Annotated in this window: 20 protein-coding genes and 1 pseudogene; 7 read left to right on the top strand and 14 right to left on the bottom strand. The window is 59.6% G+C overall.

The window, feature by feature from the left end; genetic code table 11:
* Positions 1-7 precede the first annotated feature (7 nt).
* Positions 8-1,102 (top strand): fimbrial protein, encoded by a 1,095-nt coding sequence (locus N438_RS10100; RefSeq protein ID WP_008806119.1) that lies wholly within the window; start codon positions 8-10, stop codon positions 1,100-1,102.
* On the opposite strand, the gene N438_RS10095 is transcribed toward N438_RS10100, so the two are convergent.
* Together N438_RS10095 and N438_RS10090 are read right to left on the bottom strand one after the other, a co-directional pair.
* Entirely contained in the window at positions 1,099-1,788 is a 690-nt protein-coding gene (locus N438_RS10095) for a molecular chaperone (RefSeq protein ID WP_016161666.1), read from the bottom strand. The genes N438_RS10100 and N438_RS10095 overlap by 4 nt on opposite strands.
* A 36-nt stretch (positions 1,789-1,824) precedes the next feature.
* Positions 1,825-2,376, bottom strand: coding sequence for a fimbrial protein (locus N438_RS10090; protein WP_012540815.1), 552 nt, complete (start codon positions 2,374-2,376; stop codon positions 1,825-1,827).
* Positions 2,377-2,826: 450 nt separating this feature from the next.
* Between N438_RS10090 and N438_RS10080 the strand changes: the two are divergent.
* A pseudogene (locus tag N438_RS10080) lies at positions 2,827-3,679 on the top strand (transporter substrate-binding domain-containing protein).
* Positions 3,680-3,733: 54 nt separating this feature from the next.
* Here the strand turns inward: N438_RS10080 and N438_RS10075 are convergent.
* The 9 genes from N438_RS10075 to speB form a co-directional block, all read right to left on the bottom strand.
* Positions 3,734-4,354: a hypothetical protein gene (locus N438_RS10075; RefSeq protein ID WP_012540816.1), complete on the bottom strand. Its 621-nt coding sequence runs from the start codon at positions 4,352-4,354 to the stop codon at positions 3,734-3,736.
* A 157-nt stretch (positions 4,355-4,511) separates the two neighbouring features.
* Positions 4,512-5,306, bottom strand: coding sequence for an SDR family oxidoreductase (locus N438_RS10070; RefSeq protein ID WP_047666864.1), 795 nt, complete (start codon positions 5,304-5,306; stop codon positions 4,512-4,514).
* Positions 5,307-5,366: 60 nt separating this feature from the next.
* A complete protein-coding gene (locus N438_RS10065; RefSeq protein ID WP_032755322.1) occupies positions 5,367-6,299 on the bottom strand; it encodes a glyoxylate/hydroxypyruvate reductase A in 933 nt (310 codons plus the stop codon).
* A 5-nt stretch (positions 6,300-6,304) separates the two neighbouring features.
* The gene (locus tag N438_RS10060; protein ID WP_004899997.1) at positions 6,305-7,033 is read right to left on the bottom strand and encodes a class II aldolase/adducin family protein; all 729 of its coding nucleotides are present in this window, start codon (positions 7,031-7,033) and stop codon (positions 6,305-6,307) included.
* The gene (locus N438_RS10055; RefSeq protein WP_008806112.1) at positions 7,034-8,554 is read right to left on the bottom strand and encodes an amino acid ABC transporter permease/ATP-binding protein; all 1,521 of its coding nucleotides are present in this window, start codon (positions 8,552-8,554) and stop codon (positions 7,034-7,036) included.
* 30 nt (positions 8,555-8,584) lie between these two features.
* Positions 8,585-9,388 (bottom strand): ABC transporter substrate-binding protein, encoded by an 804-nt coding sequence (locus tag N438_RS10050; RefSeq protein WP_004899993.1) that lies wholly within the window; start codon positions 9,386-9,388, stop codon positions 8,585-8,587.
* A 19-nt stretch (positions 9,389-9,407) separates the two neighbouring features.
* Positions 9,408-10,475: a 2-oxoglutarate and iron-dependent oxygenase domain-containing protein gene (locus N438_RS10045; protein WP_116696269.1), complete on the bottom strand. Its 1,068-nt coding sequence runs from the start codon at positions 10,473-10,475 to the stop codon at positions 9,408-9,410.
* The gene (locus N438_RS10040; protein ID WP_012540818.1) at positions 10,472-11,335 is read right to left on the bottom strand and encodes a TIM barrel protein; all 864 of its coding nucleotides are present in this window, start codon (positions 11,333-11,335) and stop codon (positions 10,472-10,474) included. Before N438_RS10040 ends, N438_RS10045 begins: the two co-directional genes overlap by 4 nt.
* A gap of 10 nt (positions 11,336-11,345) precedes the next feature.
* Entirely contained in the window at positions 11,346-12,296 is a 951-nt protein-coding gene (speB, locus tag N438_RS10035; protein ID WP_004145693.1) for an agmatinase, read from the bottom strand.
* Positions 12,297-12,411: 115 nt separating this feature from the next.
* Here speB and N438_RS10030 point away from each other — a divergent pair, with 115 nt between their 5' ends.
* From N438_RS10030 to N438_RS10020, 3 genes are all read left to right on the top strand, one after another.
* Entirely contained in the window at positions 12,412-13,323 is a 912-nt protein-coding gene (locus N438_RS10030; RefSeq protein WP_002914199.1) for a LysR family transcriptional regulator, read from the top strand.
* Between the two features lie 648 nt (positions 13,324-13,971).
* Positions 13,972-16,860 (top strand): C1 family peptidase, encoded by a 2,889-nt coding sequence (locus N438_RS10025; protein ID WP_116696268.1) that lies wholly within the window; start codon positions 13,972-13,974, stop codon positions 16,858-16,860.
* 188 nt (positions 16,861-17,048) lie between these two features.
* Entirely contained in the window at positions 17,049-17,528 is a 480-nt protein-coding gene (locus N438_RS10020) for an Rrf2 family transcriptional regulator (RefSeq protein ID WP_008806108.1), read from the top strand.
* Between the two features lie 67 nt (positions 17,529-17,595).
* Here N438_RS10020 and N438_RS10015 read toward each other — a convergent pair whose 3' ends face one another.
* On the bottom strand, positions 17,596-20,748 hold the full coding sequence (locus N438_RS10015) for a multidrug efflux RND transporter permease subunit OqxB7 (RefSeq protein WP_063865569.1): 3,153 nt from the start codon (positions 20,746-20,748) through the stop codon (positions 17,596-17,598).
* Positions 20,749-20,771: 23 nt separating this feature from the next.
* The gene (oqxA, locus tag N438_RS10010; protein WP_008806106.1) at positions 20,772-21,947 is read right to left on the bottom strand and encodes a multidrug efflux RND transporter periplasmic adaptor subunit OqxA; all 1,176 of its coding nucleotides are present in this window, start codon (positions 21,945-21,947) and stop codon (positions 20,772-20,774) included.
* Between the two features lie 333 nt (positions 21,948-22,280).
* On the opposite strand from oqxA, the gene N438_RS10005 reads away from it, so the two are divergent.
* Positions 22,281-22,634, top strand: a complete 354-nt coding sequence (locus tag N438_RS10005; RefSeq protein ID WP_048268071.1) for a helix-turn-helix domain-containing protein — start codon at positions 22,281-22,283, stop codon at positions 22,632-22,634.
* 19 nt (positions 22,635-22,653) lie between these two features.
* Here N438_RS10005 and N438_RS10000 read toward each other — a convergent pair whose 3' ends face one another.
* A complete protein-coding gene (locus N438_RS10000; RefSeq protein ID WP_008806104.1) occupies positions 22,654-23,226 on the bottom strand; it encodes a flavin reductase family protein in 573 nt (190 codons plus the stop codon).
* 210 nt (positions 23,227-23,436) lie between these two features.
* Here N438_RS10000 and N438_RS09995 point away from each other — a divergent pair, with 210 nt between their 5' ends.
* Positions 23,437-24,321: a LysR family transcriptional regulator gene (locus tag N438_RS09995; protein ID WP_072125731.1), complete on the top strand. Its 885-nt coding sequence runs from the start codon at positions 23,437-23,439 to the stop codon at positions 24,319-24,321.
* The last annotated feature ends 104 nt before the right edge of the window (positions 24,322-24,425 follow it).

Here is a 24,425-nt window from a genome sequence, read left to right as displayed (position 1 = left end):
GGCGGCTATGAAATCTGTTTTTCGTCTACTTCCTGTTCTCTTTCTGCTGGCGCTGAGTGGTTACCTCCCCGGCGTGCGGGCTGAAACCTGCCGCGCGAATATCGGCCAGACCACGGTCAATATTCCCAATATCAAATATTTACCCACGCTGCCGGTCAATACCCAGATGACCAGCGCGATGGCGGATAACGGCAGCGGGATCCCCTTTTCCTGCGACCTGCAGCTGCCGACGGCGAGCGCCAAACGCATCGTCTATAAGCAACTGAAAACCGGCGGCTCGCCGGTGGTGATTAACGGACAGCACGTCTACCCCAGCGCCATCGACGGCATCGGTTACTCGCTCAGCTTTCAGTGCGCGGGCGGCCCGATGCGCGCTATCGATGGCAGCCACTCCGCAGGCGGCGAGTCGGTGGTGGTGTGCGACAGCGCAATGCTTCCGGCGCTGATGACGCAGCAGCAAACCACGGTCAGGATCGCGGTGACCTTCTATAAAACCGGGACGGTGCAGCTGGCGGACGGGACGCACACCAACTCGCCGTCGCTGCCGCAGGTGGGGGAGATGACCATTGAGCAGCAGGCCAGCGGGAGCGCCAGCTATGTCGCCAGCGCGCCGGTCAGTATCGATATGGCGGCCCTGAACGTGGACATCGGCAGCAGCGGCAGCTGTCAGGTAGCGACGTCGACGATCCAGGTCACTCTGGGCACGGTAAACCGGGCGGAGTTTCACGGCAAAGGGAGCACCGGCGGCCAGGCGAAGCGCTTTTCGATCCCGGTGTTCTGCCCGTCGCCGACCGACGTGCGCATCGGCTTTTTCGGCGTCAGCGTGGAGAGCGATACCCTGGCCCTGAGCAAGGCCAGCAACAGCGCCAGCGGCGTCGGCGTGAAGCTGACCTACGGCAATAACCCCGGCGCGGCGGTCTCTGATGGCACCAGCGTTAAGATCAATGAGGCCAGCAACTTGCCGATCCTGAAAAGGGTGACCGGCACAAACGCCGGTACCGCCGAGGCGATCAATTTTAACGCCCAGTATGTGCAAACTGACGCCACGGTGGGGGCGGGCACGGCCAACAGCATGGTGACCTTCGCCCTGGAGTATAACTAGCCTGACGCTGGCGCATGGGCATTCTGCAGGGGGATGGGCACCACCGCGCCGTAGTCGTCGATATAGTTCAGCTGGTACAGGCGAGTGCTGTCGGTGGTCATCACGGTATGGCTGCTGTATGGCCGGAGCATCACGTTTCTCATCGGCGAGAGGTGGCCTTTATTATCGATCAGCGTCCCGTTGACCAGGGTGATATGCAGTGGGCCTGAGTTGGTAAAGCGCAGGTGATTCCCGCTCTGCTGCCACTGCAGCTTTTGCACCTCTCTGGCGAGGGTGGTGGTGATGGCGGGCGGACGATAAAAGAGCTTCAGGCGGGTACGGACGACAAATTGCAGCGTATGCGTGCCGACGGCTGCGGGAGGCGTCTCCTGGATATTGACCCAGTACACGCTTTCCCGATCGCCGGGCAGCCCGCCGCCGAGATAGATAAAGCGCAGCTGGGCGGATTGTTGCGGCGATAAATAGACCTGCGGCGGCGTCGCCACTATCGGCAGGCCGACGCGCGAGGTATTGAGTCCGGCGTCCAGCCAGATCTGCACTTTATAAGGCGTGCTGCTGCGATTGTGAATGTTCAGGCTGGCGACCTTTTCTTTCCCGGAATAGACCACCCGCGTGGCATTAATGGTGATCCCGGCGCAGGCCTGAAAGGTCACTGCGCAGAGCAGAATCGCCAGCTGTGTTTTCATGAGGACTCCCTTGACGTCTCATCCCTGACCGGGAAGCTATTCCTGCATAATGGTAAATCGGGCCGTCGCATTGCCGTCGCCGGGATCGGCGTGGGTTTTGTCCCAGGTGTAATAGAAGGCGTTCAGCCTGAAGGTTCCGGAGCCGCCGTCCACCGGGATCTCTATGCGGGGATCGTGTTGCGGATCAAGGCGTTCATCGAGGCTGAGCGGGGTGCCCGTGCGGTCAGTGAGCAGAATACCTACCTTGCTGGCCGGCTTACCGCTGCCGTCGAGCGCCAGCACGCGGTTTTCAGGTGTGTCGGCAGGCGAGGGGCCGTCAACCACAATGTAGTAAGTGCCTTTCTCACAATCTTTAACGCGAATGTCGATGCCGACCGCCGGCCCGGTCCCAGACTGACTGTTTTTCAGTCTCGACAGCGGAATAGCGCCCATACTGACGTCGATGACCCCGCTGTCGCTCACCCCTTCGAGCTTGCAGGAGGCGTTCACGACCTTGCCGATGAAATTCAGCTTGCCCTCTGCCGCGAGTGCAGGGACAGCGGCCAGCCCGGCAAAGACCGTCGCCAGACACAGCGTGATTATTTTCATTTTCTTTCCTTCTCTATTGCCCGTAAAGCTGGCGCCAGGGCCGTTATTTTGATGAGTCTTATTTACGCCAGGTATGTTTTTTATTAATTCATCTGACTGACAAATTTATTAATACCAGGAAATAAACTGGCTTGTTATTTAGGGGCTGCTTTTGTCGGGATAGTAGCGTGGGGGAATTGCGACGTAAATAAGACGGTTATTAACGCGAGTTGAATGCCAAATATCGCTCGATAAAATAAATTGCTATTTTAATTCAATGGATTAGAAATAGCTTATTGCTCTTTTTTGCCAGGTGTTCGAACCCACTTCATGGTGGAAAATACGATCGTTCACGTAAGGCTACGCCCGGCAGATGAGGGATCATTCACCGGAGGGGGGCTGTTTTTTATCGCCAGATTTGCGATCGGCAACCGTGCTGCCGGGTTGTATGTCACGATGATTAAAAATAGGATGAATGCCCTGGCGTATGCTGCGGATGGTGTGGACTGATAAGCGGCCGATCACCCCGGCGCGAAAAATCGATAACGATAAGGATGGCGAGATGAAACTGACGGTGGGGCTGGCGCTGACGCTGGCGATAATGACCTGCGGCGCCCAGGCGCGCGATATGCAAACCATCGAGCACAGCGGTGAGCTGAAAGTGGGCGTGCCGGGCGATTACGCCCCGCTGGCGTTTCGCAATGCCGCCGGCGAGCTGCAGGGCTATGACGTGGACATGGCCCGCGATCTCGGGCGCACGCTGGGGCTGAAGGTGAGCTTCGTCTACACCAGCTGGCCAGCGCTCGCCGCCGATCTGTGGGCGGACAAGTTTGATATTGCGATGGGCGGCGTGACGCAGACTCCGGCGCGGGCGAAGGACTTCGCCCTCAGCCATCCGGTAGTGGCGAACGGTAAAATCGCCTTAGCCAACTGCCAGGCCGCCCCGCGGCTCGGCTCGCTGGCGAAGATTGACCGCCCGGAGGTGAAGGTGGTCGTCAACCCTGGCGGCACAAACCAGAGCTTTGTCGATGAGCATATCAAGCAGGCGCAGATCATTCGCGTACAGAACAACGTCGACAATCTGGAGGCGCTGCGGCAGAAAACAGCCGATATGATGGTGACAGACCTGATCGAAGGCGACTATTACCAAAGCAAAGAGCCCGGCGTGTTCTGCGTTGCTAACGAAACACCGTTCGCCGGCACCGCCAGCGACAAGGTGTATATGATGAATAAGGATAACCCGGCGCTGCTGGAGAAAGTGAACCAGTGGCTGGATAGCCAGGACAAAGAGGTTCTCAAACGGAAGTGGAAAATTCGCGGTTAACGCGGCGGCGCGCCACCGCCGGCAGACGCGTCCGGCGGTGGTTATCGTCCACGGTTAGCGCTGCGGCGACAGGGGCTGTCGCGCGAGGCCGCGGAAGTAGCAGGCGTAGCCGAGGGTGGCGGTCAGGCACAGCATATAGCCAAACGACTCGCTGCCTTCCTCGACCGTGTTTTTCACCACCCGGGCGTAGTTCTCATCCAGCACGGCGTACCACAGGCCGTGCATGCCGAACAGCCGCGAGAAGACCAGAATCGCCAGCAGGCCGCTGATCATCATCCCGTAATAGGGCGTGCGGGTATACTCCGCCAGCTGCGACAGGGTCTGACGCAGATGGCGCAGCGGCGCCAGCAGCGACCCTACGGTGGCCAGCAGGGCAAACCACACCCAGCTGCCGTGGGAGAGCAAATCAAACAGGCCATCCAGTTCACGGATCAGCATGGCGAGGAAGAAGCCGCCGATGAGGATATTGCTATAGCGCAGGTGGGTATATTTTCGCGCCAGCAGGAAGTGAACCAGTACGATGACGGCCAGCACGCTCTCCTGCACCACTTCGGTGAGCGACACCTCCGGGATGTCGTTGCCAAACACCCGAATATCCACCCACAGACAGAGTACCGCGAGGGCGGCTGCGACCGCCGCGCCGAGAAAGAATAGCAAGCTTCGTAACAGAGACATTAACACCACAACTTATACTTAAAAGAAATATCATAAGTTTTGGGAATGCATGTTCCTGTTCACTTTGTGCGACTTTGCCGCGTTTTTTTAACATTTTGCGCGGTTTAGCGCCGGCGAAGGCGACAGGGGAGGGTGACTCCCCTGAATGAGGTGGGCGTCAGAGAATATCATCCACCACGCCGCCGTCGACGCGCAGTGCGGCGCCGGAGGTGGCCGATGCCTGCGGCGAGCAGACGTAGACCACCATATTGGCGACCTCTCCCACCGAGGCCGCCCGCTGGATCACCGAGCTCGGACGATGGGTCATGACAAACGCTTTCGCCAGTTCCTCCAGCGACTTGCCGGTTTTCGCCACGTCGTCTTTCAGCATCTCGGCAAAGCCGTCGGAAATCGTCGGCCCTGGCAGTACGCTGTTAACGGTCACTCCGCTGCCGGCGACATATTTCGCCAGGCCGCGGGCCAGCGACAGCTGCGCGGTCTTGGTCACGCCATAATGGATCATGTCCGCCGGGATATTGCGCGCCGATTCTGAGGAGATAAACACCACCCGCCCCCAGCCTTTACTGACCATCGCCGGGAGCAGCCCCCGTGACAGGCGTACGCCGGACATGACGTTGGTCTGCCAGTAGTTGTCCCATGTCGCGTCGTCGGTGGCGTAGAAATCCTGCGGGCCATAGATCCCGGCGTTATTGACCAGAATATCGACGCCGGTCACCGCCCGCAGCAGCTGGGCTGCGCCGTCGGCGTCGCTGAGGTCGGCGATGGCGGGTCGCGCCTTCGCGCCCGACACCTCATTTTGCAGACGAGCGATGGCGGCGTTCACGCTCTGCTCGCTGCGCCCGTTAATGATGATCTCTGCGCCGCTCTCCGCCAGGCCTTTGGCGATGGCGAAGCCAATACCCGCCGTGGAGGCGGTGACCAGCGCGACTTTCCCCGATAAATCAATCTTCATGTTCCTGCCTTCTGGTTGTGGATCTCCCATTAAGCGTAGCAGCGGCAGTATGGCTGGGGATCAGTAACCGGCGTGCTTATTGACCAGGTTCTTCAGCGGCAGCCCGCGGCGCTGGCGCTGAATGTTCTCCAGCAACTGGCGGGCGATCACCTCGGCAGGGGCCGCAGAGGCCATATGCGGGGTGATGACCACCAGCGGATGGCGCCACAGCGGATCGTCCGCCGGCAATGGCTCCTGCGGGAAGACGTCGAGCACCGCCCCGGCGAGCTGGCCGCTCTCCAGCGCCGCCAGCACATCGTCATTGACCATATGTTCCCCGCGGCCGCAGTTGATCAACACCGCCCCGGCGGGTAGCCGGTTGAACAGCGGCGCGGCGAGGATACCTCGGGTCTGCGCGGTGAGCGGCAGGAGGTTAATCAGCCCGTCAAGCGACCCAAGAAAGTGGTCGAGCGCCTCCTCGCCGCGATAGCAGGTGACACCAGCCAGCTGCTTTTCACTGCGCGACCAGCCGGAGACCCGATAGCCGAGGCGGGCCAGCTGGTCTGCGATATAGCCGCCAATTTCGCCCAGACCCATAATGCCGATATGGAAGTCGGCGGCGGCGCGCTGGGGATAGAGCTTCCAGGTTTGGGTTCGCTGGTGGGCCAGCGCCCGGTCGAAATGGCGCTGAAACCACAGGACGCTCCACAGAGCATATTCGAACATGCCGTGGCGAAAATCTTCATCGATCACCCGGCACAGCGGGATCTCGCTGGCGAACAGCGCGGGCGGCAGATGATCGACCCCGGCGGACGCGGCCTGGATCAGCTTCAGCCCCGGCGAGCGGCTCAGCAGCTGCGGGTCCGGGAACCAGCAGCTGGCGTACTGGGCGTCGCGCGCCGCCTGGTGATGGGGCAGAAGCGCCGTGACGTCGGGAAACTGCTGCAGGGCGGCGCAAATATCGCGGGCGAAATCCGCGTCGTTACAATCCACAACGATAGTGATATCAGACATAGGCGTTAGTCTTTGTAAGAGGTATCGAGACGGTCAAGACGGCGCAGCCACGCCTGCCAGACCTGTTGACGTTCATGCTCCACGCCCATCAGCTGCTCGCAGGCGTGCTGGCTGAGGTGCGGAGCGATGGTGTGGATCGGGCTGAGGGCCGCCAGCTGGGCGGTGGCCATCTGGATCTCGCAGGCGCGGTTCAGGTAGTACATGATGTAAAACGCATCGGCCACGGTGCGGCCCACCGACAGCAGGCCGTGGCTCTGCAGGATCATGGCGATATTATTCCCCAGCGAGCGCTGGATGCGCGCCCGTTCGTCGAGGTCAAAGGCCACCCCTTCATAGGGATGGTAGCCGACGCGCTGGTAAAACTCGGTACTGATCTGGTTAAGCTGCAGCAGGCCGTCCTCGCAGGCGGCCACCGCCATTCCCGGCAGCGTATGGGTGTGGATCACGCAGTGGGCGTCTTCCCGGGCCATATGCACCGCGCTGTGGATGGTAAAGCCCGCCGAGTTAGCCGGTGCGTCGCCCTCTACGACCTTGCCCTGCATATCCACCACGATCAGGTTGCTGGCGGTGACTTCGTCAAACATCATGCCGAAGGGGTTAATTAAAAAACGCGGCTCGCCATCGCCGGGCAGGCGCACGGAGAAGTGGGTGTAGAGGGTATCCTCCCAGCCGAACAGCGCCGCCAGCCGGTAGGCGGCGGCCAACTGCTGGCGCAGGTGTTGCTCAGTTGCCATTTAGCGTACTCCCATAAATTCACGGATTCGTTGCAGAGAAGGGGCCTCCAGCGGGCTGCGGATCACCTGCGGGGCGATATCGGCCTGCACCACGCCGTTCTCCATCAGCACCACGCGGTCGGAAATCGACAGGGCGAAGTCCATCTCGTGAGTGACAATCAGCATGGTCATGCCTTCGCGGGCCAGCGACTGAATGACCTTCAACACTTCGCCTACCAGCTCCGGATCCAGCGCCGAGGTTGGCTCGTCAAACAGCATAATGTCCGGCTTCAGAGCCAGCGCCCGGGCGATCGCCACGCGCTGCTGCTGGCCGCCTGAGAGCTGCCAGGGGTATTTGTGGGCATGGGCCAGCAGGCCGACGCGGTCGAGCAGCGCCAGGGCCTGCTCGCGGGCGACCGGCTGGTCAAGCAGCTGGTGATAGCGCGGGGCCAGCATCACGTTGTCGAGCACCGTGCGGTGGGGGAACAGGTTGAAGCTCTGGAAGACCATGCCGATGCGCCGCACCCCGGCGCGCATCTGGCGTTTGTCGACGATGGCTCCGCCCTTCAGATAGTCCTCGCCGTAGAGAATGATCTCCCCGCCATCAAGGCTTTCGAGGGCGTTGATGGTGCGGATCAGGGTGGTTTTGCCGGAGCCGGACGGGCCGATGATGCTGATCACCTCCCCGTTCTCCACCTGCAGATCGATGCCTTTCAGCACCTCATGCTGACCCCAGGATTTGCGGATGCCCCGCAGATCGAGCGCTGGCGGCGCGCCGTTGACGGCCGGCGTTTTGATCTCCTCCGTCAGTGCCGGCAGGCTCTGGCGCAGCGCCTGGCATTCCGCCTCGCTGAGGGTTTGCGGACGCTTGCGCTGAATATCGAGACGATTTTCCAGCGCCCGGAACAGCCAGGTGAAGACGGTAACCACCATCACGTAGTACACCGCCACCGCCAGCAGGGTCTCCATCACGAGGAAATTTTGCGCATACAAGCGCTGGCCGGTGAGCAGCAGCTCGGGTAAGGAGACCACCGACAGAATCGAGCTCAGCTTAATGATGGTGATGTATTCATTGATCAGCGTCGGCAGCGAGATGCGAAACGCCTGAGGAATAACAATCAGCCGCTGGATGCCGATAAAGCTGAAGCTCAGCGCATGGCCCGCCTCGCTCTGCCCCTTGGCCACCGACAGCAGGCCGCCGCGGTGGATCTCCGCCATATAGGCCGCTTCGGTGACGGTCATCGACACCAGCCCGGCGATAAACGGCACCCCGAGTAGCGGCTGGGTCACCGGAAACAGCTGCGGCAGGTTGTAGACAAACACCAGCAGCACCATCAGCGGCACGCTGCGAAAAAACCAGATATAGAGTTCGACGGGGATCTTGACCCAGCGCGGCGCGGAGAGCTTCGCGCAGGCTAACAGAAAACCGACCACCAGGCCGATCCCCCAGGACAAGGTGCTGACCACGATCACGGTCACGCACGCCTGCCAGAATGCTCCAATGCTAAACAGTGAAAAAAAGTATCCCCAATCGAACGCCATACCGACTCCTGTTGCGCAGTGCTTATTGTCTTAATCGATGCTTTCTAAGTTGTATTTTTTGATCAGCGCGGCATATTGGCCGTTGGCTTTCAGCGCGGCCAGGGTAGCCTTAATCGCCTCCGCCAGCTCGGTGTTGCCTTTGGCGACGTAGATCCCCAACGGCAGCGGGTAGACCAGGCGCGTAGAGCTTATCCCCAGGCGGCCGCGGCTCTTGTCGACGATGATCTGCGCCGCCGGGGCAATCTCAAGCTGGGCGCCGATGTTCTTCGACAGCAGCGCCTGCGAGGCTTCCGGCGCCGTCGGGAACTCCTGAATGGTGATGGCCGGTTTGCCGTTTTTCAGGCACCACTCATCGGAGTGTTTTTTCAGGCTGGTCACCCAGGTGGTGCCTGCCTGCAGGCCGACCTTCACGCCGCACAGCTCATCTTCGGTTTTCGGCTGCACCGCGCCGCCCTTCAGGGCGATGATCGACGCGCCGGAGAGGGCGTAAGGGATGGCGTCGGCCTGCTTCTGGCGTTCCGGCGTCACGTACATCCCGGAGATCACCGCATCATATTTCTTGCCGATGCCGAGGATCAGGCTGGTGAACTTGGTGTCGATCAGCTGCGGTTTGGCCTGCAGATGTTGGGCGATCAGCGCGGCGAAATCCGGGTCGAGACCGACGATGTTGTTATTGCTGTCATAGGACTCAAACGGCGGGTAGGTGACCTCCATCCCCACCTTAAAGACGCCCTCGGTCAGCAGTTCCGCCGCCTGGGTGACAGGGGAAAAACAGGCGCTGACGGCGAGGGTAAGCGCGACACGGCGCGAGATTTTTTTCAGGGTGCTAGTCATCATGGTTCCTCACGGGTGGTTAGGGGTTTTTTTGCTGTGCCTGTTTTTTCAAATGGCCAAAGGTATTGGTGCCGCGCGCGCGCTCCGGTAGCTGAAGTTCACCGCGATTGACCTTCTCGCGCAGGTAGCGATAGGTTTGCAGCGCCTGGCTCCACATATGCTCCCCGATGCTGAGCTCCTGATATTCACCGGCTTCGCCGGCGGCGAGGAAGGTCGGCAGCGGGCGGATCAGCGTGTGGTAATCGCAGGCGAAAAACAGCGGGAAGGAGTACCGCTCCTGCGGCACTTTGCGCACCCGGTGGGCTGTAGCAACAAATGTGCCAGCGCTGAGCACTTCCAGCATGTCGCCGATATTGATCACGAACGCCTCTTCTCCGGCGGCGTTCTTGACGGGAGGTGCATCGATCCACACGCTTTCTTCATTGAGGACTTCAAGGCCGGGCTGGTCGGCGAGCAGCAGGGTGAAGCACTCATAGTCGGTGTGTGCACCAATTCCGGGAACATCTTCGACGCTGGCGTCGAACGGGTAATGGATCAGCCGCAGCTTGGCCGGCGGGCAGGTCACCATCGGTTTGAAATACCCTTCCGGCAGGCCGAGCGCGAGGGCGAAAGCGTCGAACAGACGGTGGCCGAGGGCGAAGACTGCGTCGTAGTAGGCCATCACCCGCGCGCGGAAATCCGGCAGATCGGGCCACTCATTGGCGCCGATCAGCGGCGTGCCGGCGAGCACCAGCGGATGGTCATCCGCTGCCTGGAAGCCGATATCGAAAGCCTCTTTATGGTCCGGCTTGCCGGAGCCGTAGATCTCTTCTCCTTCCGGAACGTAGCCCTTATGGCTTTTGGAGTGGCCGATGTAATAGTTCATCTTCTCCTCCATCGGCAGGGCGAAGATCTGCTTCGCCGCCTCGCGGACGCCGGCGATCAGCGCCGGGTCGATGCCGTGGCCAGTGATGTAGAAAAAGCCCACCTCGCGCGCCGCGCGGCCGATGGCGTCGGCCACCGCCTGGCGCCTGGCGAGATCGTCGCCGGCCAGATCGCGGATATCGATGGTCGGGAGTTCAGTAAAAGCGTGCTTCACGGCGGTCATGGCTGCGGTTCCTGTTCAGTGAGCGTTAAAAACTGCTGAAAGTGGGCCTGCTGGCGCGCGGCCATCCAGGCGTTGAGCGACCAGAGGTCGGCCACCGGAACGTTGGTGAACGGCAGATGGTGCAGATAGCCGTCGGCGCCAAACTCCGGGGTCAGCGTGGTCTGCGGGTAGCCGCGCTGGCGCTGTGAATGCCAGACCTGCTGCCAGAAGCGCTCGGCAAAAGCCAGCGCCGGCTGATACTCCGGCGCCGCCGGGTGCGGCACCTGCGGCCCCTGGTCGTAGCCCACCCGGGCCTGCACGTGATGCACGCGGTCGATAAAGGCGCTGAAGTCATCGCAGGGGTCATCCAGCAGGCGCTCGCTGACCACCACCCAGTGGCTGATGTCGGCGGTAAAGCGCAACTGGGGGAGCTGCTGAATAATCTCCAGCGTGAGCCACGGGCTGTACAGCGAGGTGGCGCGATGGGTTTCAAAGCTGCAGGTCAAACCAAACCCGGCGGCCAGCTCGTGCGCCTTGCCGAGAAAATCGACCTGCTGCGCCAGCGGCCAGCGATCGTTGCCCGCCAGCAGATTGACAAAGCGCGGGTTGAGGCTGCTGGCCTCGGCGAAGCGGGTCTGCAGGCGCGCCAGATGCTGCTCCGGCGTTTCATGCTGGGCGGGGAGCACTCCGCCGCCGCTGAAAAGAATGGCGATATACTCCAGCCCCGACGCCTGCAGGCGGTCGGCGAGCTCCCGCCGTTCGGCCACCGTTAACGGCACGCGGGCTTCGATACCGCAGCAGCCGACGCGCTGCAGTTCATCCAGCGTTTGCGACCAGGGGGTGGTGACTCCCCAGAGGGTGCGAAAGCATTTCAGCTCCATGGCGGCTTCCTCAGGCGTACTTCACGCCGGGCAGGACGCAGAGCATCTCGTACAGCAGGTTGGCCGCCAGCTGGGAGGTATTACCACTCACGTCATAGGGGGGCGAGACCTCGACCAGATCGGCGCCAATCAGGTTCAGGCCGCGGCAGCCGCGGACGATCTCCAGCGCCTGAATGGAGGTCAGGCCGCCGACTTCCGGCGTCCCGGTTCCCGGGGCCCAGATGGGATCGAGGCTGTCGATATCAAAGCTGAGATACACCGGCCCGTCGCCCATCTGCTGGCGGACTTCGGCCATCAGTGGCGCCAGCGAGGTATGCCAGCACTGCTCCGCCTGCACCAGGCGAAAGCCCTGGTCAACGCCCCACTGGAAGTCGCCGGCGGCATAGCCCTGGGCGCGCTGGCCAATCTGCACCACCCGTTTGAGGTCGAGCAGTCCCTCCTCAACGGCGCGGCGGAAGGTGGTGCCGTGGGCGATTTTCTCTCCGAACATCTCATCATTGGTATCGGTATGGGCGTCGACGTGGATGAGCCCCACCGGACCATGTTTTTTGGTCAGCGCCCGCAGGATCGGCAGGGTAATGGTGTGGTCCCCGCCGAGGGTTAGCGGGATCAGCGGATAACTATTCAAACCGGTGTAGTAATCTTCGATAATTTGCACCGATTTGAGCAGGCTGTAGGTATTGATCGGCACATCGCCGATGTCGGCCACCGACAGCGAGTCGAACGGCGCGGCGCCGGTTGCCATATTGTACGGACGGATCATCACCGATTCGGCGCGAATATAGCGCGGTCCGTAGCGCGTACCTGAGCGCTGCGAGGTGCCGATATCCAGCGGAATGCCGACAAATGCCGCATCAAGTCCCTGTAAATCTTCAATAAACGGCAGGCGCATCATCGTGGCGCGGCCGGCGAAGCGTGGCATCTCATTGCCACCCTGCGGTTGGTGAAAGAGGTTATCCATGTCTGCTCCTGAATCTGACGGATGAAACGTAACAGGAGAGATAGTGCGCAACCCGCGCTGGACTTTACATCGTCTGACGTAAATACTCAGTTCATTTATTGGTGAACTAAATACGATGCATCACGACGCCAGCCTTAATATTCGACAGCTGCAGGTTTTCGAGGCGGTGGCCCGCCTGGAGAGCTATAGCCGGGCCCAGCAGGAGCTGGGCATTTCGGTCTCCGCCATCAGCAATGCCATGTCGCAGCTGGAGGGACAGCTTGGCTTCACCCTCTGCCAGCGCGGGCGCGGCGGTTTTTCCCTGACTGAGAAAGGTCAGCAGTTTTTACAGCAGGCGATCCGCGTGCTGAGTGAACTCAATGAGCTGGAGCGGCAGTCGGCGCTGCTCAAAGGGGAGCACAGCGGCACCTTGTGCATCTCGACGCTCGACTCCATCGAGACCGAAACGGCGCTCTCGCTGCCGGTGGTTCTGCGCAGCTTCAGCGACAAATTTCCCCATGTGCATATCAAACTGATTATTCGCACCCCGGCGGAGCAACTGAACGGCGTGCTGAACAACCATATCGACCTGGCCATCGGTAGCTACAACTCGCAGGTGCATAACATCATCAGCGAGCCGCTGTACCGCGAACAGCACTGGCTCTACTGCAGCGATCTGCACCCGATGTTCTTCAGCCGTCAGCTGGATAAAGAGCAGATCAGCCAGTGCCCGCTGGTGACCCGCAGCTACTGGAACACCAGCGATTTGCGCCGCCGGGGCTTCAGCAAAGGCAGCGCCACCGTCGAGACCGTCGACGCCCAGCTGTTGCTGATCCTCTCGGGGAAATATATTGGCTATCTGCCGGAGCATTACGCCTGGCCGTGGATCAAAGAGAACCGCCTGCGGGTGCTGCTGCCCAACGAGTTTGGCTTTCAGTCGCCGTTCTCCGCTATCTGTAAGCGCGGGCGCAGCAATGAGCCCTACCTGAAAGCGTTCCGCGACCTGTTGAAGAAAAACACGGTGGCGCGGCCGAAGTGGAATTACTGAGTGGGGTAGGGGCTTCCCTCCGCCGCGGTGGTGGCTCTGGCGCTCAGCGCGCAGCCTGGCGGTGGCATTTCTCCTGTTTAAAAAACGAACAGCAGCCGGTAGCCCGCCCGGGCTGCGGCTGCCAGGCAACTGCCTCCAGGTTATCCACAGGGTTAGGCGCCGCTGGTGTGGACAGGTCGCCGGGCAGCGCAGTCGTTAGCGATTCGCTTTAATGGTTTTTTCCGCCATCGCGATGGTGGAGAGTTTGTGCAGGCAGATCAGCGCCAGACAAATCCCGCAGGATCCGCTGCCGTTATGGCAGCGGATAGTTGGCGAACGGGGAGAGAATGATGTCTCCTGAACCGCCCGTCAACGGCTGACCCGTGACAGATTTCAGCCAGTAATAAATCCTCGGGTGCCGTTACGCTTCTCCTATACTCATACGAGCATGCCGGAACGCCTGCCCAGACGAAGTTTGCCCGCCTCAAACGAGAGAGCGACACGCGCCATCTTTGTCGAAGGATATCATCCGCGGCCGCCGGGTCGCTTTGCAGCCTGAAGCAATACCACTTGTCAGCCTCATTTCACAAGGACAGCTCAACGTTATGTTGCGTACTGCGGCCTATATCAATATCGCCGCACGGTCATCGCTTTTCGAGGATTATTGTCATGGTTAAATTGCTGTTGCAGGGCTCATCCGGCCCGGAGGTTGTCGAGTTACGCAAACGTCTGGCGAAAACGCTGGGAGCAGATGCGAAGATGTTTGCATTGCCGTCGAATAGTGACACGTTCGATGCCACGCTCGCCTCGGCGGTCCGACACTGGCAGTCGAATATCGGCATCATCGCCGATGGCGTCGTCGGTCCCTATTGCCAGAGCCTGTTGGCGCTTATCAAGCTGCCTGCGTTTGCGCTGCGGGCAGATGAGGTGCAGCATTTATTCCCCGCCACCAAACCATCCAATGTGCTGCGCTATCTGCCGTACGTCGCGGCAGCGTTAACCAGCGAAGGGCTCACGACGATCCCGTTGATCCTGGCCGCCCTGGGGACCATCCGCGCGGAGACCGAAGGCTTCGTGCCGATTTCCGAATATCCCTCGCAGTTCAACACGCTGCCAGGGCTGCCGGCGTTCAGCGCCTACGACGCAGGGACCGACAAAGGCAAGAATCTTGGTAACATCAACCCTGGCGATGGCGCCAGGTTTCGCGGACGTGGTTTCGTACAGCTTACGGGGCGGTCGAACTACCAGAAATATGCTTCCCGCATAGGTGTGGACATTATCGGCTCTCCCGATTTAGCTAATGCACCCGAGGTGGCGGCGGTACTGTTGGCGATGTTCCTCGGCGATCGTCGAGAGGCGTTAACCTCGGCCCTGACAGCCACGCCCCCCGACTATCGGAAAGCGCGCAGGCTGGTGAATGGCGGGGCGCACGGGCTGGATAGTTTCAAAAAAGTCTTCACGCTTGCAGCGGTCTTGCCAGCGGTTATGCAGCAGACCAGCCAGATACAGGGCGCGGGAGCTGGCAGAGGGAGCAGACAGCAGGCGGGCGCCGCCGCGATCGCGGCCCCGGCAGAGGGACCGGTTCTCAATGCGTCGAAGGATCCGCTTGATCTGCGCGATCGTACCTATACGCCGCCGCCGGTGAGCCTACCGGACCGCTTTCCGGTTGATAAGGATATCGCCACGCTACTGACCGTCTACACCCAGGCGCAGCTGATCCTCGATCAGGGGCGGGAAGGCGCCTGCACGGGTTTTGGCTTAGCCTGCGTGGTGAACTATTTGCGCTGGCGTAAAGCCGGTTTCCCGAAAAAACTCGATTCAGTGAGCCCCCGCATGCTTTACAACTTTGCCCGGCGATACGACGAATACGCCGGGGAAGATTATGACGGTTCGAGCTGCCGTGGTGCGCTTAAAGGGTGGTTCCATCACGGCGTGTGTCTGGAGTCTGACTGGCCTTACCGGGAGCAGGAAAATATCCCGCCGCAATACGGATACGCGGAGCGCGCGGTGAATACGACGCTGGGGGTCTACTATCGTATTGATATCAAAAATATTACCGATATGCAGGCCGCCATCCATGACGTGGGGGCTATCTACGTTTCCGCCTTTACCCATGAGGGCTGGCAGACGGTACCGACAGCGAAAAAGGCGCCCACCAATCATGACTCGCTGGCGGTCATCGCGTTCAATGGCAAGCCTACTAAAACGGGCGGTCATGCGTTTGCGCTGGTTGGGTTTAACCGCGACGGGTTTATCGTACAAAACTCCTGGGGTACAGAGTGGGGATGCGGTGGCTTCGCGGTACTGAGTTATGCCGACTGGCTGACCAACGCGATGGATGCCTGGGTGGCGGCGCTGGGCGTGCCCGGCGTGGTGCCAGGGCAGCTTGCAACGGGTTCGCCAGCCCTTGCCACACCGGCCGCCGCGGGTAATCACCCGCAGTGGTGGGACGAAACCACTGCCTATCAGCACAGTATTGTTATCGGCAACGATGGTCGGGTGGACCGCTACCTGACTCAGGACGAGATGACGCGTACGCTGATGTATCAGGGATGCGTATTGCCCGATCGTTGGTTTCGCTTACAACACGCAGAGACTAAACGCTTAGTCATTTATGCGCATGGCGGGCTCAACAATGAGGCCGGGTCGATTGCGCGGGCGCGGGCGATGGGACGTTACTTCACTGGCAACGATTGCTATCCACTCTTTCTGGTGTGGAAAACAGGGATCCTGGAGTCCTTTGGCGATATCTTCTCCGACCATTTTCGCCGTGAACCCTCGCGCGCGGGTGGCGTGCGTGAGGCATTGACTGAGGCTTCCGATCTGCTGATTGAGGAAACTATTGGCCGGCCGGCCGCGAAGCCTCTGTGGAGCGAAATGAAGGAGAACGCTGAATTTAGTTGCGTTTCAGGACGCGCAGGCGATCTGCTGGTGACAGCCCTGCAAAAGTTAGTGGAAACCTGGGGGAAAGCGCTTGAAATTCATATAATTGGTCACTCGGCGGGCAGTATTATTCTCGGCCATTTCGTCGATCTGTTGTCATCCCGCGGCCTGGGTGACGCTCTCAAGTCTGCGCATCTCTATGCGCCGGCATGTACGGTACAGTTTGCCAACCGACACTATGCCCCGCATGAATTGCTGATGAAACGTATGTATCTCCATATCCTGTCCGATCGCATTGAACGAGCCGACAATGTGGCAGCTATTTATCGCAAGTCGCTCCTCTATTTCGTCTCCAACGCGTTAGAAGGGGATCGGCGAACACCGCTGCTGGGAATGGACAAGATACGCGACAAAAACTACTCGGGCTGGGACGGTTCGTCGAGCACCGGGGAAGCATTGCGTAACTGGCGTCATGCCGCGGCTGAGGCGGGGCTGGAAAAGCGCGGCCGAACCAACATCATTGATATCGATAAGGTCTGTGGTGGCCCAGGCGTGATGATCGATGCTTCCCACGGCAGTTTCGATAACAACATTGACGTGATCAGCCTGACCCTGCAACGCATTGTTGAGAATAACCAGCTGAACGTACCGGTGGATGATCTTCGCGGTTTTTAGATGGCACGGTATGTGGTTGCCGGGTTTGTCATCCGGCAGCCTTTGCCCGTGAAATCAGAAAATTTACTTCGCAGGCTAACCGCAGATTGCTTCAAAAAAATTCCCGTATTTGTTATATTGTTGTTCATTGATTATTCACCTCTGCGGTGCCAAAAAGAACAAGATTCACCGCAACCCAGGACAATACCATGTTAGATTACCGCTTCCCGACAGCTTTGCAGATGGTTCTCAGCGTAGCAATGGCGGAGCAGATGGGTGAACGTTCGACGAGTGCGATTCTGGCCTACGGCCTGGAAGCGAACCCGAGCTTTATCCGTAAACTAATGGTTCCGCTTACTCGTGACGGCATCATCGTCTCCACGCTTGGCCGCAACGGCTCTATTCATCTTGGCCGCCCGGCGGACAAGATCACCCTGCGTGATATCTATCTTTCGGTTATTGAAGATAAAAAGCTGTGGGCGTCGCGTCCTGAAGTTCCGGCTCGCTGCGTGGTCAGCGCCAACGCCTGTTGGTACTTCAAATCGATTGCCGATGAAGCAGAGCAGGCTTCGCTAAACGTCCTTGCTCGTCACACCGTGGCCAGCGCGCTGGAGGCGGTCAAAAATGGCGATAGCAGCGGCTGCGACCCGGTGCCGGAAATGATCGCCCGCTTTAAAAAAGCGCATTAATCATTTTCTGGTGACGAAAAAAAACCGCCTTCAAATGTGAAGGCGGTTTTTTGTTATCTGCTGCAGGCTAGGCGGGCAGATCCTCCTGGACCGGCTTCCTGCGGGTCACCAGTTTCCGCAGCGTCACGTAAAACACCGGCGTCAGGAACAGACCAAACAGCGTCACGCCCAGCATCCCGGAGAACACCGTGATCCCGGTGACACCGCGGACTTCCGCTCCTGCACCGTGGCCGAGGATCAGCGGAATGGTCCCGGCGATAAAGGCGATGGAGGTCATCACGATCGGGCGCAGACGCAGGCGGCATGCCTCCAGCGCCGCTTCCATGATGCCTTTCCCCTGGATCTCCAGCTCGCGGGCAAACTCGACGATCAGAATGGCGTTTTTACAGGCCAGGCCCATCAGGACCACCAGACCCACCTGCACGAAGACGTTGTTATCGCCCCCGGTCAGCCAGACGCCAAACAGCGCGGAGAGCATCGTCATCGGTACGATAAGGATCACCGCCAGCGGCAGGGTCCAGCTTTCATACAGAGCGGCCAGCACGAGGAACGCCAGCAGCACCGCCACCGGGAAGACGATCAGCGCCGTGTTGCCCTGGGTGGCCTGCTGGAAGCTGAGATCCGTCCACTCAATATTCATCCCATTCGGCAGGATCTGCTTCGACAGCTCCTCCAGATGCGTCATCGCCTGTGAAGAAGAGAGGACCCGCGGATCGGCATCGCCAATCAGGTCCGCCGCTGGATAACCGTTGTAGCGGATCACCGGATCCGGCCCGTAGGTGGTACTGATATTCACCATACTGCCGATCGGCACCATTTCGCCCTGATTATTGCGGGTGCGCAGATTAGCAATATCTTCCACGCTCTCGCGGAATGGCCCATCGGCCTGGGCCATCACGCGCCAGGTACGCCCGAACTGGTTAAAGTCATTGACATAAGACGAGCCGAGATAGGTCTGCAGCGTGCCGAACAGATCGGTTAGCGACACCCCCTGCGCTTTCGCCTTATCGCGATCGACCTGCACGTCCAGCTGCGGCACGTTAGCCTGGTAAGTCGAGATCGGGAAGTGCATCCCTGGCGTCTGCATAATCGCCCCGGACATCGCATTCACCGCGCTTTGCAGCGCGCCATAGCCCAGCCCACCGCGATCCTGGATGTACAGGGAGTAGCCGGAACCCTGACCCAGTCCTAAAATCGGCGGCGGCAGGATGGAGAAGCCAAAGCCCTGCTGGATTTGCGCGATTTTGGCGTTGATCTCCGCGTTAATTTCCGCCGCCGTGTGTTTGCGCTGGTCGAACGGTTTCAGGCCAAAAAAGACCGTCCCGGTATTCGGCGTGTTGGTGAACTGCAGCGCGTTAAGCCCCGGGAAAGCGACCGCATAATCGACCCCTTCGGTATTCATCCCGATCTCGCTCATTTTGCGGATCACCGCGTCGGTGCGCGCCAGCGACGAACCTTCCGGCATCTTCACGCCGCCAATGAGATACAGCTTATCCTGGGTGGGAATAAACCCGCCGGGGACGACTTTAAACATCACCCCAGCGGCGCAGAGCAGCAGCAAATACACCACAAACACCGCGCCACGGCGTCCGAGGGTTTTGCTCACCAGTCCCTGATAGCCGTTCGAGCTGCGCAGGAAAAAGCGGTTAAACGGACGGAAAATCCAGCCAAACAGACGATCGATCAGCCGGGTAGGGAGGTCTTTCTTCGCGCCGTGCGGCTTTAACAGCAGGGCCGCCAGCGCCGGGGAGAGCGTCAGCGAGTTGATGGCCGAGATCACCGTCGAGATGGCGATGGTCACCGCGAACTGTTTGTAGAACTGGCCGGTGACCCCAGAGAGAAACGCCATCGGCACGAACACCGCACACAGCACCAGCGCAATGGCGATAATCGGCCCGGAGACCTCACGCATCGCCTGATGCGCCGCGGCAAGCGGCGCAAGCCCCTCTTCGATATTACGCTCAACGTTCTCCACCACCACGATGGCGTCGTCCACCACGATACCGATAGCCAGTACCAGCCCGAACAGGCTCAAGGTATTCAGCGAGAAGCCCAGCAGATAGAGAATGCTGAAGGTACCCACCACCGATACCGGCACGGCGATCAATGGGATAATCGACGCGCGCCAGGTCTGCAGGAACAGGATCACCACCAGCACCACCAGCACCACTGCTTCCAGCAGCGTCTGCACCACCGCGCGGATGGAGTCGCGCACGAAAACCGTCGGGTCGTACGGCGCCGCCCATTTCATATCTTCCGGGAAGCGGGAGGCCAGCTCGGCCATTTTGGCGCGTACCGCGTTCGACAGATCGATGGCGTTAGCCCCCGGCGACTGGAAGATACCGATCCCGACCGCATCCTTATTGTTGAGCTGGGAGCGCAGCGCATAGCTGCCGGAACCCATCTCGATGCGCGCCACGTCGCGCAGGCGGACCAGCGAGCCATCCTGCGCCGTTTTCAGAATGATATTGCCAAACTCTTCTTCGGTATGCAGACGGCCCTGGGCGTTAATGGAGATCAGGAAATCGCTCTCCTGCGGCAGCGGCTCGGCACCAAGCTGTCCGGCAGACACCTGGACGTTTTGCTCCTGCATCGCCGTCACCACATCCGAGGCTGTCAGACCGCGGGCCGCGACCTTATTGGGATCCAGCCAGACGCGCATCGCATATTCACCGGAGCCAAAAATCTGGATCTGGCCGACGCCGGGCAGGCGCGCCAGCTCATCCTTCACTTTCAGCGTGGCGTAGTTGCGCATATACAGCGAGTCGTACTTACCGTTTGGCGAAAACAGATGCACCACCAGGGTTAGCGTCGGAGACTGTTTCTGGGTGGTGATGCCCAGACGGCGTACATCCTCCGGCAGACGCGCTTCCGCCTGCGCGACCCGGTTCTGCACCTGAACCTGCGCCTGATCCGGGTCGGTACCCGGGCGGAAGGTGACGGTGGTGACCAGCACGCCGTCGGAGCCAGCGACCGATTTCATGTACATCATGTTTTCAACGCCGTTGATCGCTTCCTCCAGCGGCGTCGCCACGGTCTCGGCAATCACTTTCGGGTTGGCGCCGGGATACTCCGCGCGCACCTGGACGCTCGGCGGGACGACGTCCGGATATTCGCTCACCGGCAGCAGCGGGATAGCGATTAACCCGGTGATAAAAATTAAAATCGACAGCACCGCGGCGAAAATCGGCCTGTCGATAAAAAAGCGGGAAAAGTCCATGTGTTGGATTCTCTGATTAGGGATCAGTTGAGGGCGGCGCTGGTGGTCATGGCAACGGTTTTGGCATTCACCGGCATACCCGGCATAAACACTTTTTGTAACCCGTCGACGATGACGCTATCCCCAGGGTTCAACCCCTTCTGAACGATGCGTAAACCGTCTGCCAGACGCCCCGGGGTAATATCACGTCGCTGCGCTTTACCATCTTTATCAACGATATAGACGTATTTACGATCCTGATCGGTCAGTACCGCTTTGTCGTCGATCAGCGTGGCTTTGAACTCGGCGCTGCCCGGCAGACGCACGCGGGCAAACAGCCCCGGTGTGAACAGACGCTGCGAGTTATCCAGCAGCGCGCGCATGCGGATGGTGCCGGTACTCGGCGTTAACTGATTATCAAGAAAATCCACTTTGCCCTGATGGGGGTAACCCTCCTCGCCAACCAGGCCAATCTCCACCGGGAGCGCCTGATTATCGCTGGACGCCCCTTGCCCACGGCGGGCGAGGTTTTGATAGTGGAGGTAGGTTGACTCGTCGACGTCAAAGTAGACGTACACCGTCTTCTGCGAGACCAGAGTGGTGAGCACGCTGGCGGTGTCGCCCGCGGTGACCAGGTTACCGCTGGTGATCAGCGCCCGGCTGGCGCGGCCGTCAATAGGGGCGGTCACTTTGGTGAAGTCGAGGTTAAGCTGCGCGGCATCCACCGCCGCCTGCGCGGCGCGAATATCAGCCTGCGCCTGAACCGCGGCTGACCGGCGCTGCTCCCACTCTTCACGGGAGACAAGATTGGTATGGACTAATTTATCGGTGCGGTTCGCCTCGCTTTGCGCCAGGCTGGCCTGCGTTTTGGCTCTCGCCAGCGTCGCCTGCGCCTGCTCCAGCGCGGCGCGATAGGTTCTGTCATCTATGGTGAACAGCACCTGGCCCTTTTTCACCTCCTGACCGTCGGTGTAATTCACTTTATCAATATATCCCGAGACGCGAGGGCGAAGCTGAACGCTCTCCACCGCTTCAATGCGACCGTTAAAACTATCCCACTGACTGATCGACTTCACCAGCACCTTAGCGGCGCTGACCGTCGGGGCGGGAGGCGCGGCATTTTGCGCGACGCTGTCGTCGCAGCCGACGAGCAGAAAGGAGAGCATCATCGCGCCGAGCGCGGTCAGGTGAATGTTTCCCCAGGTTTTTTGCAGGCTCATTATTTTTATTCCGGTAATTGTAGCCGCCGGGCAAGACGCAGCGTGAGAGGCCGCGCCACTTCCTTTGTCCGGGCTGGCTTAAGGCCATTTGTGTCGATCATCGCCACAAAACTGTAACAATTTCGAATACACTATCGCGGCGATTGTAGGAAGGCGCTTAACTAAGTGCAAGAATAATTGTTGCACTTTATGTGCGGTCCAGGGGGGAGACAAAAACCGCGATCCCGGCGTGGATTTAAATGTAACAATAAAACTTGCATTTTGTGTAAAAACAGGCCACCTTTAAATGCAACTGACAAAGATGCTTTTAACCGGCTGCGCGGAGGTAACATGATGAATACTGGCGCCATCATTCAGGATCTGATCGACTGGATCGACAACCATCTTGATAGCCGTCTGGATATTGACACCGTTGCCCGACGATCCGGCTATTCGAAGTGGCACCTGCAGCGGATCTTCAAAGAACATACCGGGCAGCCCCTCGGAGAATATATTCGGGCGCAAAAGCTGCAAAAGTCGGTTGAACGCTTAGCCCACAGCAACGAGCCGATCCTCAACGTGGCGATCGCCCTCGGCTTTGACTCCCAGCAGTCCTTCAACCGCAGCTTCAAGCGCCAGTACGGCCAGGCGCCCGGCGTCTGGCGCCGGAGTATCAGCCGCTCTGCAGGGCAAGCATCTCGTCAGTGATCTTCATGACCGGGGAGGATCAGTCCTGACCCGGTCCATGATCGAATTTGCTGCCTTTGCCGATGGCATAGAACTGCCCGCCTGCGACATAGTGAACGGTCCGTAGCTCGTCCGGCGCATCATCAAAAATCCAGTGTCCGTTACGGAATACCCGGTCATCGCTCCAGGCGGCGACGATGTCGCCCAGAAACAGATTGTGTTGCTGCTGAATGTCCGGGTAGGGCATCACTTTGCACACCAGCCAGCCGGCGCAGCCTGCCACGAGGGGGATGTCGAACCCCGGCTGATAAATGAAGGGGATGGAGTCATTTTTATCCGGCGCGTCGGCATAGCTGCGCCCGCCAGCGTAGAGGACGGTTGCCATCTGGCTGACTACGGGGATCTGCACCACGAAATAGCCGCTCTTTTCCACCAGCTGACGTGTGAAGGCCTGGGGGCCGATATAGGCCACCACTTTTCGCTCGCCTGCCAGCCCAACCCAGGCGGCTGACATGACATTTTCGACACCATCATATTTTGCGGAAATCATGGTGGTGGACCCGACCTGCAATAAACGATAGGCCTTACTTAATTCGACAGGCTGAACGGACATGGTTTTTCCTTTGTGCATGCTATTTAACGTAATGATTATCTGGATATTTATTGAGGGCATGTTCATTTTCGGGCCCCCTTCGTAATCCACCGTGCAACGATACGCCAGTCGATTAAGCGAAAAAAGGTGCGTAAATTGTTTTCATTATTCATAATTAACGAATAATCATGCCGTCAGTCGGTAAGTTGCTTGCTTCAGGAGAGAAAGAAGGTGGATCGTATCCAGGCTATGCAGATGTTTATGCGCGTCGCGGAGGCAGGGAGCTTCGTGCGTGCCGCGGAAACCCTTTCCCTGCCTGCCTCCACTGTCACCAGTACCATTAAAAACCTTGAGAAATACCTGAAGGTGCGGCTGCTGAACCGGACCACAAGGCGGGTGAGTCTCACTCCGGAAGGGCTGCAGTATCTGGCGCAGTGCCGGGAAATTCTCGCCCTCATCGAACATAGCGAATCCAGCCTGAGCGAGTCTGTCGCGCGGCCTCAGGGGCGCCTGCGGGTTGATATGCCCGCGGGCATCGCGCATTTCATCGTCATGCCGCATCTGCCGGACTTTTACCGGCGCTATCCCGATATCTACCTGATGATCGGCGTCAGCGATCGCCAGGTCGATCTCATTCAGGAAGGCGTCGACTGCGTGATACGCATGGGAGAGCTGAACAACTCCAGCCTGGTGGCCCGCCCTCTGGGCCGCTTTCGCTGGGTAACCTGCGCGTCGCCGGACTATCTCAGGGAATATGGCGTGCCGTCGTCACCGGAGGCGCTCTCTCAGCACCGGGCTGTGCATTATTTCTCCGGCCAGGCGAGGCGGGCCGATGAGTTCCGCTTCGTTCGCCACGGGGAGACCTTTTCTGTACCCGTCAGCGGCAACGCCGCGGTGAATGAAACGGGGCTCTATATAAAAATGTGCCTGGCGGGCTTCGGGCTGGCGCAGCTGGCGGAGAATATCGTTGCTGACCACCTGCAGGAGGGGAGACTGGTGGAAGTGCTGACGGACTGGCAGCCGCCCCCGGTACCCGTCACATTGCTCTATCCGCACCAGCGCTTTCTCTCTCCCGCTGTACGGGCGTTTGCTGAGTGGATGAGCGAGGTGGTTTGAGGGAGGTATTGCTTCCGATATAGCGCGTCGGGAGCCCCGCCAGGGAGGGGAGGGTTCCAGCAGAAATATCTGGTCTGCTGATGAATCGCTGGATATTCTGTAAT

The sequence above is a fragment of the Klebsiella sp. GL120222-02 genome (genome assembly GCF_003097195.1).
In the GTDB taxonomy this organism is placed as follows: Bacteria; Pseudomonadota; Gammaproteobacteria; order Enterobacterales; family Enterobacteriaceae; genus Klebsiella; species Klebsiella variicola.
This window is presented reverse-complemented; position numbering and strand designations above follow the sequence as displayed.

Coding starts and splice junctions, on each gene's coding strand:
- N438_RS10100 (WP_008806119.1), top strand. CDS start 8: ATGAAATCTGTTTTTCGTCTACTTCCTGTTCTCTTTCTGCTGGCGCTG.
- N438_RS10095 (WP_016161666.1), bottom strand. CDS start 1,788: ATGAAAACACAGCTGGCGATTCTGCTCTGCGCAGTGACCTTTCAGGCC.
- N438_RS10090 (WP_012540815.1), bottom strand. CDS start 2,376: ATGAAAATAATCACGCTGTGTCTGGCGACGGTCTTTGCCGGGCTGGCC.
- N438_RS10075 (WP_012540816.1), bottom strand. CDS start 4,354: ATGTCTCTGTTACGAAGCTTGCTATTCTTTCTCGGCGCGGCGGTCGCA.
- N438_RS10070 (WP_047666864.1), bottom strand. CDS start 5,306: ATGAAGATTGATTTATCGGGGAAAGTCGCGCTGGTCACCGCCTCCACG.
- N438_RS10065 (WP_032755322.1), bottom strand. CDS start 6,299: ATGTCTGATATCACTATCGTTGTGGATTGTAACGACGCGGATTTCGCC.
- N438_RS10060 (WP_004899997.1), bottom strand. CDS start 7,033: ATGGCAACTGAGCAACACCTGCGCCAGCAGTTGGCCGCCGCCTACCGG.
- N438_RS10055 (WP_008806112.1), bottom strand. CDS start 8,554: ATGGCGTTCGATTGGGGATACTTTTTTTCACTGTTTAGCATTGGAGCA.
- N438_RS10050 (WP_004899993.1), bottom strand. CDS start 9,388: ATGACTAGCACCCTGAAAAAAATCTCGCGCCGTGTCGCGCTTACCCTC.
- N438_RS10045 (WP_116696269.1), bottom strand. CDS start 10,475: ATGACCGCCGTGAAGCACGCTTTTACTGAACTCCCGACCATCGATATC.
- N438_RS10040 (WP_012540818.1), bottom strand. CDS start 11,335: ATGGAGCTGAAATGCTTTCGCACCCTCTGGGGAGTCACCACCCCCTGG.
- speB (WP_004145693.1), bottom strand. CDS start 12,296: ATGGATAACCTCTTTCACCAACCGCAGGGTGGCAATGAGATGCCACGC.
- N438_RS10030 (WP_002914199.1), top strand. CDS start 12,412: ATGCATCACGACGCCAGCCTTAATATTCGACAGCTGCAGGTTTTCGAG.
- N438_RS10025 (WP_116696268.1), top strand. CDS start 13,972: ATGGTTAAATTGCTGTTGCAGGGCTCATCCGGCCCGGAGGTTGTCGAG.
- N438_RS10020 (WP_008806108.1), top strand. CDS start 17,049: ATGTTAGATTACCGCTTCCCGACAGCTTTGCAGATGGTTCTCAGCGTA.
- N438_RS10015 (WP_063865569.1), bottom strand. CDS start 20,748: ATGGACTTTTCCCGCTTTTTTATCGACAGGCCGATTTTCGCCGCGGTG.
- oqxA (WP_008806106.1), bottom strand. CDS start 21,947: ATGAGCCTGCAAAAAACCTGGGGAAACATTCACCTGACCGCGCTCGGC.
- N438_RS10005 (WP_048268071.1), top strand. CDS start 22,281: ATGAATACTGGCGCCATCATTCAGGATCTGATCGACTGGATCGACAAC.
- N438_RS10000 (WP_008806104.1), bottom strand. CDS start 23,226: ATGTCCGTTCAGCCTGTCGAATTAAGTAAGGCCTATCGTTTATTGCAG.